The sequence below is a fragment of the Phyllobacterium bourgognense genome, assembly GCF_003337575.1.
Lineage (GTDB): Bacteria > Pseudomonadota > Alphaproteobacteria > Rhizobiales > Rhizobiaceae > Phyllobacterium > Phyllobacterium bourgognense.
The window spans coordinates 219331-237065 of sequence record NZ_QPJM01000001.1; the positions used below are offsets into that span (position 1 = coordinate 219331).

Here is a 17735-nt window from a genome sequence, read left to right on the forward strand (position 1 = left end):
AGAAATCATGTTTGGTAAACGCGGTAATCCCCAATCAGGCGGGGCCGGTGGAAGCCAGGTTCAGGAGTTTCGGGCGCCGGCCCTGGAGACGGCACTGCCTCTTCTCGGGGGAGGGGTGACCGCGACCACAGGCCTTCCGCGGGATATATTGGAGCCCAAGCGTTCTCCCATCGAGACGCCGAAGCCAGTCGCGCCGCTTCGCGAAAAAAACGAGGCTTATTACGATACGAAGTCGCAGGTTTTCGCCGCACTGATCGACACAATCGATCTTGCGCAATTGTCGAAGCTGGACCCGGAAGTGGCGCGCGAAGAAATCCGGGATATTGTCAACGACATCATCGCGATCAAGAATTTCGCCATGTCGATCTCAGAGCAGGAAGAGCTGCTCGACGATATCTGCAATGACGTCTTAGGCTATGGCCCGCTGGAGCCTTTATTGGCGCGCGATGACATCGCCGACATCATGGTCAATGGCGCTCGCAAGACCTACATCGAAGTGCTGGGCAAGGTGCAGGAATCCGGCGTCCGTTTCCGCGACAACCAGCAGCTCCTCAACATCTGCCAGCGTATAGTCAGCCAGGTGGGAAGGCGCGTCGACGAGTCCAGTCCCATCTGCGACGCACGTCTGCCCGATGGCTCGCGTGTCAACGTTATCGCACCGCCGCTTGCGATCGACGGACCGGTCCTGACTATTCGTAAATTCAAGAAGGACAAGCTGACGCTGGACCAACTCGTCCGTTTCGGCGCCATTTCTCCTGCCGGTGCCGAGCTTTTGCAAATCATTGGCCGCGTCCGTTGCAATATCGTCATCTCCGGGGGTACCGGCTCTGGCAAGACGACGCTTTTGAACTGCCTGACCAATTATATCGACAAGGACGAGCGCATCATCACTTGCGAAGATTCAGCGGAACTTCAGCTGCAGCAACCGCATGTGGTGCGGCTTGAAACAAGGCCGGCGAACCTTGAAGGTGAGGGCGAGATCACCATGCGCGATCTCGTCAAGAACTGCCTTCGTATGCGTCCCGAGCGGATCATCGTCGGCGAAGTGCGCGGACCTGAAGTCTTCGATCTGCTTTCTGCCATGAATACCGGCCACGATGGATCCATGGGTACGATTCACTCGAATAGTCCCAGGGAATGTCTTAGCCGTATGGAATCCATGATTGCCATGGGCGGCTTCGCCTTGCCGCAAAAGACGGTGCGCGAAATTATCGTGGGTTCGGTGGACATTATTATTCAGGCAGCGCGCCTTCGGGACGGTTCGCGGCGGATTACCCATATTACCGAAGTGATCGGCATGGAAGGCGAGGTTGTTATAACGCAGGATCTTGTCGTCTATGAAATCACCGGCGAAGATGCCAACGGCCGTCTTACAGGGAAGCACGTCTCAACAGGCATCGCCCGCCCGCACATGTGGGAGCGGGCGCGCTACTACAATGAAGACCGGCGCCTCGCAAATGCACTCGATTCCATGGAAACGACGAAACCATGATGGTGGGATCGGAGCACACAGATGTTCGGGTTTGATCTCGCACAGCTTGGTTTCATCCTGCTGGTTGTGCTCGCCGTCGCCGCTTTGACCTATGTTTTATTTTTTGACTCTATTGCATGGCAGAAAAAGGCCGATGAGAGGCTGAATGAGGTCAAGCTCGCCGCAACGGATAGCCTTGGCAAATTCACGATTCGCGACAAGCAGGCCGAGGCGGTCAAACGCCGCAAGTCGGTGCACGACACGCTGAAGGACCTTGAGCAGCGCCAGAAGCTGCGCGACAAGAATATCAAGTCTCCCCCGTTGAAAATGCTTATGCAGCAGGCGGGTATGAAAGTAACATTGCCACAGTTCTATATGTATTCGTTTATCACTGGAGCGGTCGTTGCAGGACTGGGAGTAATGCTCGGATCACCGATCTATCTTGCTCCGGGCCTGTTTCTTGCAGGCGCACTCGGCTTGCCGCGCTGGTTTATCTACTTTCGACGCCAGAGACGCATCAAGGCATTCCTGCACGAATTTCCGAACGCGATCGACGTGATCGTGCGCGCTATTCGCTCCGGTCTGCCGCTTAACGATGGAATTCGTCTCATCGCGCAGGAAGCCCAGGAACCGGTGCGCGGAGAGTTCCGCCGCATAGTCGACACGCAACAGGTCGGAGTAAGCATCCCCGAAGCTGCAATGCGCATGTCGGAATTCATGCCCTGCTCGGAAGCCAGTTTCTTTGGCATCGTCATTCAGATTCAGGCCCAGGCCGGCGGCAACCTCTCCGAAGCCTTGGGCAATCTGTCCCGTGTCTTGCGTGACCGGAAGAAAATGGCGGCCAAAGTGCAGGCGCTGTCAATGGAAGCAAAGGCATCCGCCTATATCATCGGTGCGTTGCCCTTTATCGTTGCCTTTCTCGTATACCTGACGAGTCCGCAATACATCATGATTCTTTTCAACACTAGTTCTGGCAATTTCCTTCTTGCTTGCGCCGGTGCCTGGATGTCGATCGGCATCATGGTGATGAAAAAGATGATCAATTTCAAATTCTAGCGAGAGATGCATGGTAGACGCCTTTGCTAAAGTCATTAAGGACCCGGCATTTCTGTTCGCCATCCTGGTCGGGGTGTCGATCTTCGCAACCTTGGTAACGTTTCTGATGCCAATGCTGTCAGGGGTAGGCCTCAAATCGCGGATGAAATCGGTTGCGCTGGAACGCGACCAGATCAGATCCCGCGAAAGAGCCAGACTGGCTTCTGAAAGCGAGAGTAAACGCAAAAATTCAGGTCTTTCGCTGCGCAGAGTGGAACGGCAGGGTATACGCCAGTTCGTGGAAAAACTGGATTTGCAACGGGCACTCGCCGATGAAAAAACGCTCGCCGCCTTGCGCATGGCCGGCTTTCGCGGACAGAACGCGCTGAACCTTTTCCTCGCGGCACGTTTCGGTCTGCCCTTCGTAACACTGGGTCTCGCTGTATTCTACATTTTCGTTCTCGGCGGCCTAGCCGAGAAATCAACCCTTATCCGGGTCGTCGCATGCTTTGCAGGCGCTTATGTCGGCTTTTATCTGCCAAATCTCTACGTGAGAAATGTCGCGAGCAAGCGCAAACAGTCGATTCAGATGGCTTGGCCCGATGCGCTTGATCTGATGCTGATCTGCGTCGAATCAGGCATGTCGATCGAGGCCGCGTTCAAGAAAGTATCAGAAGAAATTGGTGTACAGTCCGGAGAACTGGCAGAGGAACTGGTGCTTACCAATGCCGAATTGTCATTTCTGCCTGAAAGACGCCAAGCCTATGATAATCTCGCAACGCGTACAGGGCTTGAGACCGTCAAATCGGTCGTACAAGCGCTGGTCCAGTCTGAACGCTACGGCACATCGATAGGTAGCGCTCTTCGCGTTCTGTCCGATGAGAGCCGGGAAATGCGCCTGATGGCAGCCGAAAAGAAAGCGGCTGCCCTGCCGCCAAAGCTGACGGTTCCGATGATCCTGTTTCTGCTACCCGTCCTATTCTGCGTTATCCTTGGACCAGCTGTTATCCAGATTCAGGCGCAAGGCGGAATTTTCGGACCGGCGACATCGAAGAAATAGAATGCAGTTCGTCTCATGAAAAAGCCGCCTCAACGGGCGGCTTTTTGCTGCTTGGCGGAGTTAGTCAGCTTTTGGGCTTCTTCTTGTCTTTCAGCATGTTCCAGGAGTTTTGTTGCGATAACATCGATCGCAAATATTGCACATTGGTCTGTGCCTGTTGGGGCGAGAGTTCCTGTTTGGCGATATTCTCGGCCTCGTCAAAACGCCCCTGTAGCCCAACGACAAGCGCAAGGTTCTGCCGCACGCGACTGTCAGAACCCTTAGCGCTCACAGCCCGGCGCATATACTGTTCGGCAGTGGCCAATTCACCCGAGAGGACGTAGGACATGCCCATGTTGGACAGGATCGAGGCTTCGTCAGGATTGATGATCAGTGCCTGTCTGTAAAGATCGCGAGCTTCTCCCGTCTTACCCATTTGATCGAGAATGGCACCTTCCGCCGAGAGCAGTTTCCAATCCGGGTATTCCGGCGTCTGGGCGCGGCGCAGAGCGTCGAGAGCCGCATCGAACTCACCCGTGCTGGCGAGCGCTTTGCCATAGGCGGCAAGGACCTGGCGATCTTTCGGATAGGCGATAGCAAGGCTTCGCATCACAGCAAGAGCCTGGTCGCTGCGACCGGTCATGCGCAAGACAGTGGAAAAATTCAGCGCCGCAGATCTGTCTTTGGGATTTGCTTCATAGCGCTTGCCGAGGCTGGAGGACGCCTGCATCAGCTGCTCCTGGTTCATCTGATCGAAATTGCCAGCTGGAAGTGTGTCCCTTGTGCCATTGGCCGGGGTGATCGATCCTGTCGTGGTCTTGTCGGTGGTCGTGCATCCGGAGATTCCAGCGGCCAACGCAATAATTGCAACGGCATAAATGAAGCGGCGATTACATTGAATAATGCCTACGCTTGTCATAGTTTGCCCCATCCGCAGCACAAATCACCTGTGCGTTAACCATTTCCTTGGCTTAGAAATATTCTGTTAACCCTAACGGACGGTTAATGACCTGAGGGGTGGGTGCAAAAGTAGAGAGCGTTATGGCTAGTGATATCAAAGTTGGAACAATGGCAGGCAGCAAGCCGGTCTGGTTCGTGAAAAAAGGCGAATTGGAAGATGCCGGCCTCGATGGTGCTGCCCTTGCATGGGCCCAAGCCAATGGGTTTGATGGCCAAGCTGCTCGTGTTCTTGTTATTCCAGGGGAAAATGGAGCCGTTTCGGGTGCTCTGTTCGGCATTGGCAAGGACGATGTTCGGCTCGTTGCCGGCAAGCTGGCCAGTGCGTTGCCAAAAGGTGACTGGTACATTGCGAGCCCGGTCGGCGAGCCAGATCTCACTGCTTTGGCGTTTCTCATCGGAGGTTACAAATTTACGCGCTACACGAAAAAAGATGATGCTGAAGTCACGCTTTCGACACCCAAGGGCGCCGATGAGACGGATGTGAGACGGCTCGCCAAAGCCGTCACGCTAGCACGGGATCTTATTAACACGCCGACCAACGATATGGGGCCTGTAGCGCTGGAGGCAGCGGTGCGGAACGTTGCCGAGGAACACAAGGCAACGCTCAGCGTGATCAAGGGCGATGATCTGTTGAAGAAGAATTTCCCCATGATCCACGCGGTAGGACGGGCAGGAAGCCAGGAACCTCGCCTGATCGATCTTGCATGGGGCAAGAAAAATGCGCCAAAGGTGACACTGGTCGGCAAAGGCGTTTGCTTCGACACAGGCGGTTTGGATATAAAGCCTTCGAGCGGCATGCTCCTGATGAAAAAGGATATGGGCGGCGCGGCCAACGTGCTGGCGCTGGCTGGACTGATCATGGATGCGAGGCTGCCTGTCAGGTTGCGTGTACTGATACCGGCGGTCGAAAATTCGATTTCCGCCAATGCGTTTCGCCCTGGAGACATATTGACCAGCCGCAAGGGCCTGACCGTCGAGATCGGAAATACCGATGCAGAAGGACGCTTGATCCTCGCGGATGCGCTTGCGTTGGCCGATGACGACGAGCCGGAAATCCTCATCGACATGGCTACCCTGACCGGCGCAGCACGTGTTGCGCTTGGCCCGGATTTGCCGCCATTCTACACCGATGATGATGGATTTGCTTCGGAGGTAGCGGCCTCCGCATACGCGGTTGCCGATCCAGTCTGGCGCATGCCGCTTTGGCAACCCTATGACGTCAGACTCTCATCCCGTGTCGCCGACCTCAACAATGTCACGTCCGATGGTTTTGCCGGATCGATCACTGCGGCGCTATTCCTGCAACGCTTCGTCGGCAAGGCGAAGGTCTGGGCGCATTTCGATATTTTCGGCTGGAACCCGGTGGAGAAGCCGCACGCTCCTATCGGAGGCGAGGCACAGGCTATTCGCGCACTTTACCATCTTCTTAAAGAGCGTTACCCGAGCAAATGATTGCCTTGCGTACCTCGATGCAACGGCTAGAATGGAACGGAGCCGAAATGATCGCGGGTAACGTTCATGAATATAGAGCTGAGACCGCTTCAAGCACTGACATTGTGGAAGGAAATTGCGCTGTCGGAAGTGCGCGACGATGCCCACGATCTCACGATGCGGCAGCTGGCTGTGCTTCTTACGGTCTATCTCGAACCGCCGCCACACACGATACGGGGCATGGCCGCAAAGCTCGGCGTCACAAAACCCGTCATCACTCGTGCTCTCGACACAATGGGCTCTTACGGTTTGGTCGATCGACACCGCGATGAGAAGGACAAGCGCAATGTTCTCGTCAAGAGAACGGTAAAAGGTGCGCTGTATGTTGAACGGCTCGGCGACCTGATTATCGCCAAAGCAAGAGGATTGCCGCTTTGAAAGCTGAAACTGTAAATCTCGACAAGCGGCTGAACGCATTCCGGCCCGATCTTGCTGACGAAAGCTTACGCGGTCTGGTTGAAGCGGAGCGATTCACCGCCGGCATGCCGATGCGCATCGCCGATCCGGTGGTCGACGTGCGCTCCGAACCACGAGGCGACGCTGGTATCACCACACAGTTTCTCTACGGCGACGATGTGCTCGTCTTCGAAGATGACAATGGCTGGTGCTGGATCCAGAACGAGCGCGATGGCTATGTCGGCTACGTGGTGGATACGACGCTAAACCTGCGCACGGATGAACCGACCCATATCGTCATCGCACCGCGGACCTTTGTGTACCCGGGTTCTGACCTGAAGTTCCCGCGGACCAAAGCGCTGTCGATGGGCTCGCTGGTTACGGTAACCGGCGGGCAGGAGAGGCGCGGCACGCTCTATGCCATGCTGCCAAGCGGCGAGGCGATCATCGCCAAACATCTCGTGCCCATAGACGAGGTGACGGATGATCATGTCGCTGTGGCCGAAACGCTTATGCACACGCCCTATCTTTGGGGCGGCGTTTCGGGATTTGGCATTGATTGTTCAGGTCTGATCCAGCTTTCACTGCTGATGACCGGCCAGGGCGTGTTGCGCGATTCGGATATGCAGGCGGCTTCGATCGGCGAGCTGATCGAACCGGACACGGACTATCACAATCTGCAGCGCGGCGACTTCCTGTTCTGGACTGGTCACGCGGCGATGATGGCGAGCCATTCCATGGTGCTGCATGCGAGTGGCCATATGATGAGTGTTACCCTCGAACCGTTGCGCGAGGCCATTGAACGCATCGCCTATCTTTATGGAAAGCCGACAGCGGTGCGCCGGCTTTAGTTTTTCTTATTTCCCTCAAGGGAGAGATAATCGGCATCTAATATTGCGCGGCCTTGTCCACGATATTTTTGAGTGGCTCGCCACGCTCATAAGACTCAAGTTGCGCCACGATCTCCGGAACCAATGCCTGAGGGCTGGAACTTGCAGCCGCATGCGGTGTGATGACAACCTGCGGATGTGTCCACAGCGGGCTAACTTTCGGTAGCGGCTCGGTTTTGAACACGTCGAGCGTCACAGCTGACAGCATGCCTCGATCAAGCGCGGCAAGGATATCGGGTTCGTTCTGCAAGCCGCCGCGACCGGCGTTGATCAATACCGGCGCACCAAGCGGGCCCTCGGCCTTCATCTGTGCGAACATGCTCATCGACAGGATGCCTTTAGTCTCGGGCGTCAATGGCAGCAGGCAGACGACGATGTCCACGTCCTTGAGGAAATCCTTCAGCCCGTCCTTTCCGAAGTGGCTCGTGACGCCCTCGATGGTCTGCAGGCGGCGGCTCCACCCGCTGACACGAAACCCTAGATTGCGCAATTTCTGCGCGGCATCGCGTCCAAGCACACCAAGCCCTAGAATGCCAACCGTCACCTCGTGTGCAGCCGGCTGGCGCCGATCCTCATGCCAGACCTTCTGGGTCTGTTGCTGGCGATAGCGCAGTCCGAGCCTGTGATGGTCTAGCACCTGCCAGACGACATATTCGCTCATCCGCATGGTGAGGTCCGGCGAAACGATGCGCACAATGGGAACATCCGGAATCTGGTGATCGTGGAAGATATGATCGACACCGGCGCCGAGCGAGAAGATGACTTCGAGGTTGGGCAAGCCCATGAGAGAGCCGGGCCGCTGCTTCCACACCAGGGCGTAACGAATCTTTTCTTTGGCCGTGTCGGTATCAAGCACAAGCTTGCGGGCCGGTGCGGCCTTGGCAAATTCGGTTTGCCAGACATCCGGGTCCCAGCCCGTCACCGCCAACAAGATTGTGTCATCCGCATTCCCAGTCATTCGCTCACCGCTCCCTGTTCGGCCGTTTCTATCCTGAAGGCCGCAGCCATCAGGGCTTTTGTATAATCGCTCTTCGGCCGTGCGAAGATTTCCTCCGAAGGGCCATATTCCACTGCCTTCCCATTGCGCATCACCAGCACGTCATTGGCAAGTGCCTTGACCACCTTCAAGTCGTGGCTGATGAAAAGGTAAGCCAGATTATGCTTTTGCTGCAAAGAGCGCAAAAGGTCGACAACCTGCGCTTGCACGCTCATGTCGAGCGCGGATGTAGGTTCGTCGAGCATGACGAAACGCGGATTGAGCACCATGGCGCGTGCGATTGCGATGCGCTGACGCTGGCCACCGGAGAACTCGTGCGGGTAGCGGAAACGGTTTTCCGGATCAAGATTGACTTCTTTAAGCGCGGCGACGACGCGCGCATCCCGTTCACCCACTGAAAGCTTCGGCTCGTGCACCTGCAAGCCTTCGGCAATAATGTCGGTAACCGACATGCGTGGAGAGAGAGAGCCGTAGGGATCCTGGAAGACAATCTGCAATTCGCGGCGCAGCGGACGCATCTGCTTGAACGAATATTGGTTGATGTCCCTGGTCCCGAACCGAATTACGCCCTCGGACGAAATCATGCGCGACAAGGCGAGACCGAGCGTCGTCTTGCCCGAACCGGATTCGCCGACGACACCAAGTGTCTGCCCTGCTCGGATCGTGACGTCGATGCCATCAACCGCCTTCACATAGTCGACGGTTTTTCGCAGAAAGCCTTGTTTGATCGGGAACCAGACCTTGAGGTTCTCGCCGCGCATCACCGGTTCAGCCGAAAGGTCCGCGGATGGCGGATTGCCCTTCGGTTCTGCCGCGAGCAGATGCTTCGTATATTCGTGCTGGGGATTATCGAATATCTGCTTCGTTGGACCGGTTTCGACGATCTTGCCGCCCGTCATCACGCAGACGCGGTCGGCGATCTTGCGCACAATGCCAAGGTCATGGGTAATGAAGAGCATCGACATGCCCTGTGCGGCTTTTAACTCCGCAAGCAGTTTCAGAATCTGCGCCTGCACGGTCACGTCGAGCGCAGTGGTCGGCTCGTCGGCAATCAGCAGTTTCGGCTTGTTGGCAAGCGCCATGGCGATCATCACGCGCTGGCGCTGCCCGCCGGAAAGCTGGTGCGGATAAGCGTTCATTCGCTTTTCCGGCTCGCGAATGCCAACTTCCTCCAGCAGTGCCAGAGTGCGCTGACGCGCCGCCTTGTCGCCCATGCCCTGATGTAATTTCAGCACTTCGCTGATCTGCTTTTCAATCGGATGAAGCGGATTGAGCGAAGTCATCGGCTCCTGGAAAATCATGGTAATGTCATTGCCGCGGACCCGGCGCAAATCGGTCTCATCCTTGTCCAGGAGGTCCTCGCCATTGAACAGGATCTGGCCCGATGGATGTGATGCAGGCGGATAGGGCAGCAGCTTCAGGATCGACAGGGCAGTTACAGACTTGCCGGAACCGGATTCTCCAACCAGCGCGACCGTTTCGCCCTGAGCGATATCGAAAGAGATACGATCGACGGCGAGAGACTCCTTGCCGTTCTGGGTGAAGGCGACTGACAAATCGCGTACTGAAAGGAGAGCGTTCATTTGAAAGCCTTGCGCGGATCGAATGCGTCACGTGTCGCTTCACCGACGAAAATCAGAAGCGACAGCATCAGCGATATGACGATGAAACCGGTGAGGCCGAGCCATGGCGCTTGAAGATTGTTCTTGCCTTGCGCCAGCAACTCGCCAAGCGATGGCGATCCCGGAGGCAGGCCGAAGCCAAGGAAATCAAGCGATGTTAGCGTTGTGATCGATCCATTGAGAATGAAGGGCAGGAATGTCAACGTTGTCACCATCGCGTTGGGCAGCAGATGCCGGAACATGATGGTTCGATCGCGCACACCGAGCGCGCGGGCGGCGTTGACGTATTCGAAATTGCGCGCGCGCAGGAACTCCGCGCGAACGATGCCAACGAAACTCACCCAGGAAAACAACAGCATGATGCAAAGTAGAATCCAGAAGCCCGGCGGCAGGATCGAGGCCATGATCAGAAGCAGATAAAGAGTTGGAACAGAGGACCAGATCTCGATGAAGCGCTGGGCGATGAGATCGAGCCAGCCACCGAAATAGCCTTGTAGGGCGCCGGCGGTAACGCCGATAACCGCCGAGGCGGCTGTCAGAATGAGGCCAAACAGCACCGAGATGCGGAAGCCGTAAAGTGCGCGGGCGAAGACATCGCGTGCCTGATCGTCAGTGCCAAGAATGTTCAAATTGCCAAAGGTGCAATTCGGATCGTTGACCCCCTGCGGATAACGGGAGCAGCGCTCTTCGGGCGTGAATAGCCAAAAGGGCTTGGAGGGTGCCGTGTCGGGTAATTCATTGTTGACCGTGCGATAGGAATAGCGCACCGGCGGCCATATCGCCCAGCCATTGGCGTTGATCTCGTCCTGAATTACGGGATCACGATAGTCAGTGACCGCATAGAAACCGCCGAACTTTTCCTCAGGGTAATCGACCAGAACCGGAAAGAGGATTTCGCCTTTATAGGAAACGAGGATTGGCTTGTCGTTGGCAATGAATTCGGCGAACAGCGAGGCAATGAAGAGAAACAGGAATATCCACAGTGCCCACCAGCCGCGGCGGTTGGCCTTGAAATTCTGCCAGCGGCGGGCATTGAGTGGCGACAGGCGTGGAGGCCGAACCGAGATAGCGGGCGCGCGTAAAACCTCGCTCGTCATCAGACGTCCCTCCGCTCGAAATCGATCCGCGGATCTATCCATGTATAGAGAAGATCGGAGAGGAGACTGACGACAACGCCGACAAGTGCGAAAATATAGACCGTGGCAATCACCACCGGATAGTCGCGGTTGATAATCGATTCATAACCAAGCAATCCCAGGCCATCGAGCGAGAAGATCGCCTCGATCAGGAGCTGGCCCGTGAAAAAGATCGAAATAAAGGCGCTTGGAAAACCGGAAATGACGATCAGCATGGCATTGCGGAAGACGTGGCCATAGAGGATCTTGCGCTCGCTGAGGCCCTTGGCGCGCGCCGTCGTAACATATTGCTTGCGGATTTCGTCTAGGAATGAGTTCTTGGTAAGCAGCGTCGTTGTGGCAAAAGCGGAAAGCAGCATCGCGGTCAGCGGCAGTGCGAGATGCCATGCATAGTCGACAATCTTGCCAAAAAGCGAGAGCTGCGAGAAGTTGTTCGAGGTCAGCCCGCGCAACGGAAACCAGTCGAAGAACGAGCCCCCTGCGAAGAAAACGATCAGCATGATACCGAAGAGAAAGCCTGGAATCGCATAGCCAACGATGATGACGCCGCTGGTCCAGATATCGAAGGTCGAGCCGTCCTTGATCGCCTTGCGTATGCCGAGCGGAATCGAGATCATATAGGAGAGCAGCGTCATCCACAGGCCGAGCGATATGGAGACAGGGAGCTTTTCCTTGATCAGATCGATGACGCTAATATCGCGGAAATAGCTCTTCCCGAAATCGAAGCGCACATAATTCCACATCAGAAGACCGAAGCGCTCCAAGGGAGGCTTGTCGAGGCCGAACTGCTTTTCGAGGCTGGCGATGAATGCCGGATCAAGGCCCTGTGCACCGCGATATTTTGAGTTGCCCTCACCAAGGCCAAGCTGATCCTGGCTCTGACCGAAATCCGCACCTCCTCCGCCGATGCGGTCCATGGCATTGCCGCCCTGGCCGGTAAGCTGGCCGATAATGCGCTGTACCGGACCGCCGGGGACAAATTGTACGATGACGAAGCAGACAAGCAAAACCCCGAACAGTGTCGGAACCATCAAAACGAGACGGCGAAGGATATAAGCTCCCATCAGGAGCTCCCTCTCAACATCACTAAAATATCAAACCTTGCCAATTGCCTTCGCCTTTGCTTCGTCGAGCCACCACAACGTCTCAACCGGAAAACCGTAATCGGGTTTCGGCTCCTTGAAGCCGAACATGTCCCAATAGGCGATCGGATGATTCGCTGCGTACCAATTTGGAATCCAGTCGCGTCTTATACGCAAGAGTCGATCAAGAACACGCAAGATTGAAATCAATTCCGCACGGGAGTGCGCCTCGCTGACTTTCGCGACAAGCGCATCGACAACCGGGTCGGCGGTGCCGGGAAAATTCCACGACCCGGGTACGCTGGCGGCTTTCGAGCCGAACATGATCTCCAGAGATTCACGCGTTGGGGTGGCATCGAGCATATAGGCGATGCCCATCATGTCGAAATCAAAATCCTGCAGGCGCAGTTGATATTGTGAGGGATCAACAAGGCGCAAAAAGGCATTGATGCCTATTGCCTTGAGATTGTTGATGAAGGGCGAATAGACTCGCGTGAAAACCTCGGCTTGAATAAGCATTTCAACGTTCAGCGGTTTGCCTCCCGCATCGACCAACTGGTTGCCCTCTCGCTTGAACCCGGCCTCGGCCAGAAGCTCGGAAGCACGGCGCAGGTTCTTGCGGTCGCGGCCTGAACCATCTGAGGGAGCCTGCAATAGCGCTTCGTCGAAGATGGCTTTGGGCAGCTTGTCGCGGAACGGCTCCATGAGCGCCAGTTCTTCGGGCGAAGGCTTGCCGGAGCTGAGAAAATCCGACTGTTCGAACAGCGATTGCGAACGGTCGTAGCGGCCATAGAACAGATTTTTTTGCGTCCATTCGAAATCGAAACACAGGGCGATGGCTTCGCGAACACGTGGGTCGCGGAAATGTTCGCGGCGCTGGTTCAGGGCCCAGGCCTGCATTTGCGGGCGTTTTTCACCGGAAAAGTCCCGCTTGATAACGCGCTTTTGCTGGATTGCAGGAAAATCATATTCCGTCGCCCACGTCTTGGCGGTGGATTCCAGACGGAAGAAGATATCGCCTTTCTTGAAAGCTTCGAACTCCGGCTGGCGGTCGCGGTAGAAATCGATCCTGATCCGGTCGAAATGGTTGAGGCCTCGCATGACCGGCAGGTCTTGTCCCCAGTAATCCTCGACGCGCTCGTATTCGATACGCTGGCCGACCGAAACGCTGCCGACCCGGTAAGGCCCCGAGGCAAGGGGCGGCTCGAGCGTCGAGGCATCGAAATCGCGCGTGGCATACCAGGTTTTGGAGAGGATCGGCATCGTACTGGCGATGTCGAGAATGGCGCGGTCGGAATGCTTGCCGGTAAAGCTGATACGCAGGGTGTGATCGTCGACGGCAACGATCTCCTTCATCTCGGTCAGCAGTAACAAAAGCGAAGGGTGCCCCTTCTTCTGTATCGTCTGATAGCTGAAGACCACATCATGCGCTGTGAGGGGCGAGCCATCGTGGAACCGGGCTTCGGAGCGGAGTTTGAAGGTGAATGTATTGCGGTCGGCGGAGACGGTGACCGTCTCTGCCACCAGTCCATATATCGAGTCTGGCTCGTCCAGCGCTGATTCCATCAACGTGTCAAAACACAGCTCCATGCGCGGCGGCGCATCGCCCTTGGGCGAGAAGCTATTCAGCGTATTGAAGGTCTGCGTCGACTGGTTGAAAAACCAGCTCCATGGCGAGAAGGCGAAGGTACCGCCTTTTGGGGCATCGGGATTGGCGTAGTCGAAATGCGTGAAATCCTTGGGATATTTCAACTCGCCAAATGCTGAAAGCCCATGCAGCGGCACACCCGTTGCGACTTCCGACAGTGCAAGGCGCGGCGCCATTGCCGTCAGGATCGTCGCGCTTGATATTTTCAGAACATCGCGGCGGGTAGGTCGCGTCATTCGGCGCGCGCCTTCAGGGCCTGTTCCTTGGCAGTATCGATCCACCAGGAGAAAGGGTCGATTCCGGTATATTCGGGTTGCTTCTCCGGCATGCCGAACTTGTTCCAGTAGGCGATTTTTATCCGGTCATCGTACCACTGCGGAACCACGTAATAATTCCAGAGCAGCACCCGGTCGAGCGCGTGCGTGGCTGCGACAAGCTCATCGCGATCCTTTGCGAAAATCACGCGGTCGACCAGCTTGTCGACAGCCGGGTTCTTGATGCCCATGTAGTTCCGGCTTCCCGGCGTGTCCGCCGCAGCCGAACTCCAGAAGTCGCGCTGCTCATTGCCTGGCGAAAGGCTCTGCGCCATTCCAGCGATCGCCATAATGTCGAAATCAAAATCATTGATCCTGGCGACATATTGCGCGCTGTCGACCACGCGAATCTGGGCGTCGATCCCAAGCTTGCGCAGGTTTGCTATGAACGGCCCAACGACGCGCTCGTCCGAGGGATCATCCGCGAGAAATTCGATGGTCAAAGGTTGTCCGGACTTGGTGTTGACGAGCTTTCCATTTTTTTGGTCGTACCCGGCGTCACGGAGCAACTGAACCGCATGACGTAGATTGTCCCGCTGCGATTGCGGAGTGTCGTAGACCGGGAGCTTGAATTCCTTGGTGAAGACTTCGTCAGGCACTTCGCCCTTCACAGTCTCCAGGATTTCAAGCTCCTTACCGCTCGGTAAACCGCTTGAGGCCAGCTCCGAACCCGCAAAATAGCTGTTGATGCGTTTGTACTGACCAAAGAACAGGTTCTTGCTCATACTTTCAAAGTCATAGATCCAATTTAGAGCTTCGCGTACTTTCGGATCTTTAAACTTGTCGCGCCTTGCGTTGATGAGAAAGCCCTGCATGCGGCCGGAAGACCGCAGCGGGAACATCGCCTTGACGACATCGCCCCGTTTGAATGCAGGAAAATCATAGCCACGCATCCATCGGCCAATGCTTGGTTCACCTCGATAGTCTTCGAAGCCGCCTTTCTTGAAAGCTTCCCATTGAGCATTCTGATCAAGGAAATACTCATAGCGAACACGGTCGAAATTGTTGCGGCCGATCTCTACGGGAAGGTCTCTGCCCCAATAATCTGCAACCCTGCTCCAGACAATCGTTTTGCCGGGCACGACGCTCTCGATCTTGTAGGCCGACGATCCAAGCGGGATTTCCATCGTAGGCTTGGTAATATCGCGCTTTTTGCCGGAAGCGTCGGTTCCCTCCCACCAGTGTTTTGGCAATATGGGAAAATCGCCCATAATGCTTGGCAACTCGCGATTGCCGCTACTGGCGAATGTGAATGTAACCTCGCGGTCACCGGTTTTTTCGGCCTTGGTCACATCATGATAATATTTGTTGTAGAGCGGACTTTGCTTCTTCAGGACGTCAAACGACCAAATTACGTCATCGACTGTGATAGGCTCGCCATCATGCCATTTCGCCGCGGGATTCAGCCGAAACTTTACCCATGAATAATCATCAGGATAGGCAACCGCCTCCGCGATAAGGGCATAGTTGGTCGCAGGTTGATCCAGCGCCTGACTGAGAAGCGTGTCGTAAAGGAGCCCGCCGCCGATTGGATTGCTCGATGGGGGCAAACCCGCCGCCGCATTGCCCTGGACGACAAACGGGTTGAGACTGTCGAAGGATCCGTTGGCAGTCTGATTAAGTGTCCCGCCCTTGGGCGCATCCGGATTCACATAGTCGTAGTGCTTAAATTCCCCATTGTATTTCGGCTCCCCCAAAACACTCGTCCCCGTCCTCCATTCTGCAGCCTGAGCTATCTGGACGGTGCTGACAGTAGCGATGGCAAGGAGAGCGAGGCTGGCAACGAAAGGGCGAAATCGCAAATCAAATCTCCACAGGTTCTCTTTGCCGGTAGTCTAAGAGAAAATGCGGCAGAGAACAGGCCTTCACCGAAAAAACACTCGCCAAGAACGCAAAAGCCGGGCGCTGGGCCCGGCTTTTCGCAAAATGTCCAGTAAAATCAGTTGGCAGGCGCTGGAGCAGCTGGAGCTGGAGCAGCAGGTGCTGCCCCATCGGCTGGCTTTTCACCTGCGGGCGCAGCGGGAGCAGCACCTTCAGCCGGCTTGGCTGCTGCATCAGCGGGTTTTGCCGCATCGCCTGCAGGTGCAGCCGCTGCATCGGCAGTTGGCAGCGGCTTTGGACTATCGGACAGCGTGCGCAGATAAGCGATCAGATCGGCGCGCTCATTGTCCTTCTTGTCGCCGGCGAAGCCCATGGCCGTGCCTTTGATATAGGCCTTCGGCGAAGTCAGGAAGTGGTTCAGATGATCATAGGTCCACTTCTCCTGGCCGCCCTTGGAGAAATCCTTCATCGGACCGGAATAGCCAAAGCCCGGATGGGTCGCGATCGGACGATCGACAATATCCCAGAGATTGGGGCCAACCTTGTTCGGGCCATCCTTCTCGCCGGTGTGGCAAGCCTGGCAGCGCTTGAAAACCGCTTCGCCGCGTGTCGCATCGGCAGAAGCGAGAAGCGTTGCGATCGGCACAGCAGCTGCAGGGGCGGCTTCACCGCCTGCGCCGCCAGCTTCCGGCTCGGCTGCCTGAATGATATAACCGGGCTTTTCAGGTGCGTGAGAATCGAAAAAAGCATCGGACAGGATGCCTGCCGACATGACAACGAAAACGGTTGCCAGAAACGCCATGGCATATTTGTTGAATGCGCTCGATTCCATCGTCGATCATTGCTCCACTTGTGTCCTGTTCAAGTACACTGAATACAAAGTCGATAGCGGCCCTTGCTGTGCAGTGCCGGAGCTTTGTGTTCAGCACACTTGCTTAGGTTCTCAATATCTGGTCAATGCAGATCGCTGCATTTTTCGACAAGAGTCCCCTCGTGATCGCGCGGAAACTAGGTCTTTTACTCAAGACTTGCAACACATATAAGGGCGGTTCTGCCTGAGACTTTTTGACACCGTAGGCGTGTTTGCAATGATGAAAATACTGACACTTATCCCGGCGAGAATGGCTTCGACCCGGCTGCCGGACAAGCCACTGGCGGATATCGCGGGCAAGCCAATGATCGTGCACGTGGCGGAACGGGCGAGGGCTGCGGGACTCGGCCGCACCGTGGTCGCAACGGATAATCTCGACGTCAAAGCGGCGGTCGAAGCGCACGGGCTCGAGGCGGTGATGACGCGCAATGATCACGAATCCGGTTCCGACCGCATTTATGAAGCATTGCTGGCCCTCGATCCCGACGGGAATGTCGACGCGGTGGTCAATGTTCAGGGTGACCTGCCGACCATCGAGACGGAGATTATAAAGCGCGCACTGTTGCCGCTGCAGAACGGTCCCGCCGACATAGGCACGCTTGGCGTCGAAATCCGGCGCGAGGACGAGAAGACTAATCCGAACGTGGTGAAGATCATTGGCTCGCCCACGGGCAAGGCCCAAATGCGTGCGCTGTATTTTACCCGCGCCACTGCACCTTGGGGCGAGGGCCCACTGTACCATCATATCGGGCTTTACGCCTATCGCCGCGCTGCTCTCGAACGTTTCGTCGGCCTCGGCCCATCGCCGCTGGAGCGCCGCGAGCGGCTTGAACAGTTGCGCGCGCTGGAGGCCGGCATGCGCATCGATGTGGAAATCGTCGATTCGGTGCCGTTGGGCGTCGATACGCCCGAAGACCTCGAACGCGCACGAGACATTCTCACCTCTATATAAGGCAATCCAT

Annotated in this window: 15 protein-coding genes; 7 read left to right on the top strand and 8 right to left on the bottom strand. The window is 56.2% G+C overall.

The annotated features are described in order from the left end of the window. Positions 1 to 7: 7 nt before the first annotated feature. The 3 genes from C7476_RS01095 to C7476_RS01105 are packed head-to-tail and all read left to right on the top strand — an operon-like array spanning position 8 to position 3566. On the top strand, positions 8 to 1492 hold the full coding sequence (locus tag C7476_RS01095) for a TadA family conjugal transfer-associated ATPase (protein ID WP_114428068.1): 1485 nt from the start codon (positions 8 to 10) through the stop codon (positions 1490 to 1492). A gap of 21 nt (positions 1493 to 1513) precedes the next feature. Beyond that, positions 1514 to 2527: a type II secretion system F family protein gene (locus C7476_RS01100; protein ID WP_114428069.1), complete on the top strand. Its 1014-nt coding sequence runs from the start codon at positions 1514 to 1516 to the stop codon at positions 2525 to 2527. A 10-nt stretch (positions 2528 to 2537) separates the two neighbouring features. Then, positions 2538 to 3566: a type II secretion system F family protein gene (locus tag C7476_RS01105; RefSeq protein ID WP_114428070.1), complete on the top strand. Its 1029-nt coding sequence runs from the start codon at positions 2538 to 2540 to the stop codon at positions 3564 to 3566. Between the two features lie 64 nt (positions 3567 to 3630). On the opposite strand, the gene C7476_RS01110 is transcribed toward C7476_RS01105, so the two are convergent. Continuing rightward, positions 3631 to 4464 carry a tetratricopeptide repeat protein gene (locus tag C7476_RS01110; protein WP_114428071.1) on the bottom strand — a complete coding sequence of 278 codons (834 nt, stop codon included), beginning with the start codon at positions 4462 to 4464 and terminating at the stop codon, positions 3631 to 3633. Between the two features lie 122 nt (positions 4465 to 4586). Here C7476_RS01110 and C7476_RS01115 point away from each other — a divergent pair, with 122 nt between their 5' ends. From C7476_RS01115 to C7476_RS01125, 3 genes are all read left to right on the top strand, one after another. Continuing rightward, the gene (locus tag C7476_RS01115; RefSeq protein WP_114428072.1) at positions 4587 to 5957 is read left to right on the top strand and encodes a leucyl aminopeptidase family protein; all 1371 of its coding nucleotides are present in this window, start codon (positions 4587 to 4589) and stop codon (positions 5955 to 5957) included. Positions 5958 to 6023: 66 nt separating this feature from the next. Then, the gene (locus C7476_RS01120) at positions 6024 to 6374 is read left to right on the top strand and encodes a MarR family transcriptional regulator (protein ID WP_112526432.1); all 351 of its coding nucleotides are present in this window, start codon (positions 6024 to 6026) and stop codon (positions 6372 to 6374) included. Beyond that, positions 6371 to 7243 (top strand): C40 family peptidase, encoded by an 873-nt coding sequence (locus C7476_RS01125; protein ID WP_114428073.1) that lies wholly within the window; start codon positions 6371 to 6373, stop codon positions 7241 to 7243. Before C7476_RS01120 ends, C7476_RS01125 begins: the two co-directional genes overlap by 4 nt. 37 nt (positions 7244 to 7280) lie before the next feature. On the opposite strand, the gene C7476_RS01130 is transcribed toward C7476_RS01125, so the two are convergent. From C7476_RS01130 to C7476_RS01160, 7 genes are all read right to left on the bottom strand, one after another. After that, positions 7281 to 8240, bottom strand: a complete 960-nt coding sequence (locus C7476_RS01130) for a 2-hydroxyacid dehydrogenase (protein WP_114428074.1) — start codon at positions 8238 to 8240, stop codon at positions 7281 to 7283. After that, positions 8237 to 9862, bottom strand: a complete 1626-nt coding sequence (locus C7476_RS01135) for an ABC transporter ATP-binding protein (protein WP_114428075.1) — start codon at positions 9860 to 9862, stop codon at positions 8237 to 8239. The genes C7476_RS01130 and C7476_RS01135 overlap by 4 nt, the downstream gene beginning before the upstream one ends. Then, complete coding sequence (locus C7476_RS01140) at positions 9859 to 10998, bottom strand: ABC transporter permease (RefSeq protein WP_114428076.1); 1140 nt, start codon at positions 10996 to 10998, stop codon at positions 9859 to 9861. Before C7476_RS01140 ends, C7476_RS01135 begins: the two co-directional genes overlap by 4 nt. Next, entirely contained in the window at positions 10998 to 12101 is a 1104-nt protein-coding gene (locus tag C7476_RS01145) for a microcin C ABC transporter permease YejB (protein ID WP_114428077.1), read from the bottom strand. The genes C7476_RS01140 and C7476_RS01145 overlap by 1 nt, the downstream gene beginning before the upstream one ends. Before the next feature lie 30 nt (positions 12102 to 12131). Beyond that, positions 12132 to 14003 carry an extracellular solute-binding protein gene (locus C7476_RS01150; RefSeq protein ID WP_114428078.1) on the bottom strand — a complete coding sequence of 624 codons (1872 nt, stop codon included), beginning with the start codon at positions 14001 to 14003 and terminating at the stop codon, positions 12132 to 12134. Continuing rightward, a complete protein-coding gene (locus C7476_RS01155; RefSeq protein ID WP_114428079.1) occupies positions 14000 to 15883 on the bottom strand; it encodes an extracellular solute-binding protein in 1884 nt (627 codons plus the stop codon). Before C7476_RS01155 ends, C7476_RS01150 begins: the two co-directional genes overlap by 4 nt. 137 nt (positions 15884 to 16020) lie before the next feature. Next, positions 16021 to 16734 (bottom strand): c-type cytochrome, encoded by a 714-nt coding sequence (locus tag C7476_RS01160; protein ID WP_114428080.1) that lies wholly within the window; start codon positions 16732 to 16734, stop codon positions 16021 to 16023. Between the two features lie 259 nt (positions 16735 to 16993). On the opposite strand from C7476_RS01160, the gene C7476_RS01165 reads away from it, so the two are divergent. Further along, on the top strand, positions 16994 to 17725 hold the full coding sequence (locus C7476_RS01165) for a 3-deoxy-manno-octulosonate cytidylyltransferase (RefSeq protein WP_425373933.1): 732 nt from the start codon (positions 16994 to 16996) through the stop codon (positions 17723 to 17725). Positions 17726 to 17735 lie beyond the last annotated feature (10 nt).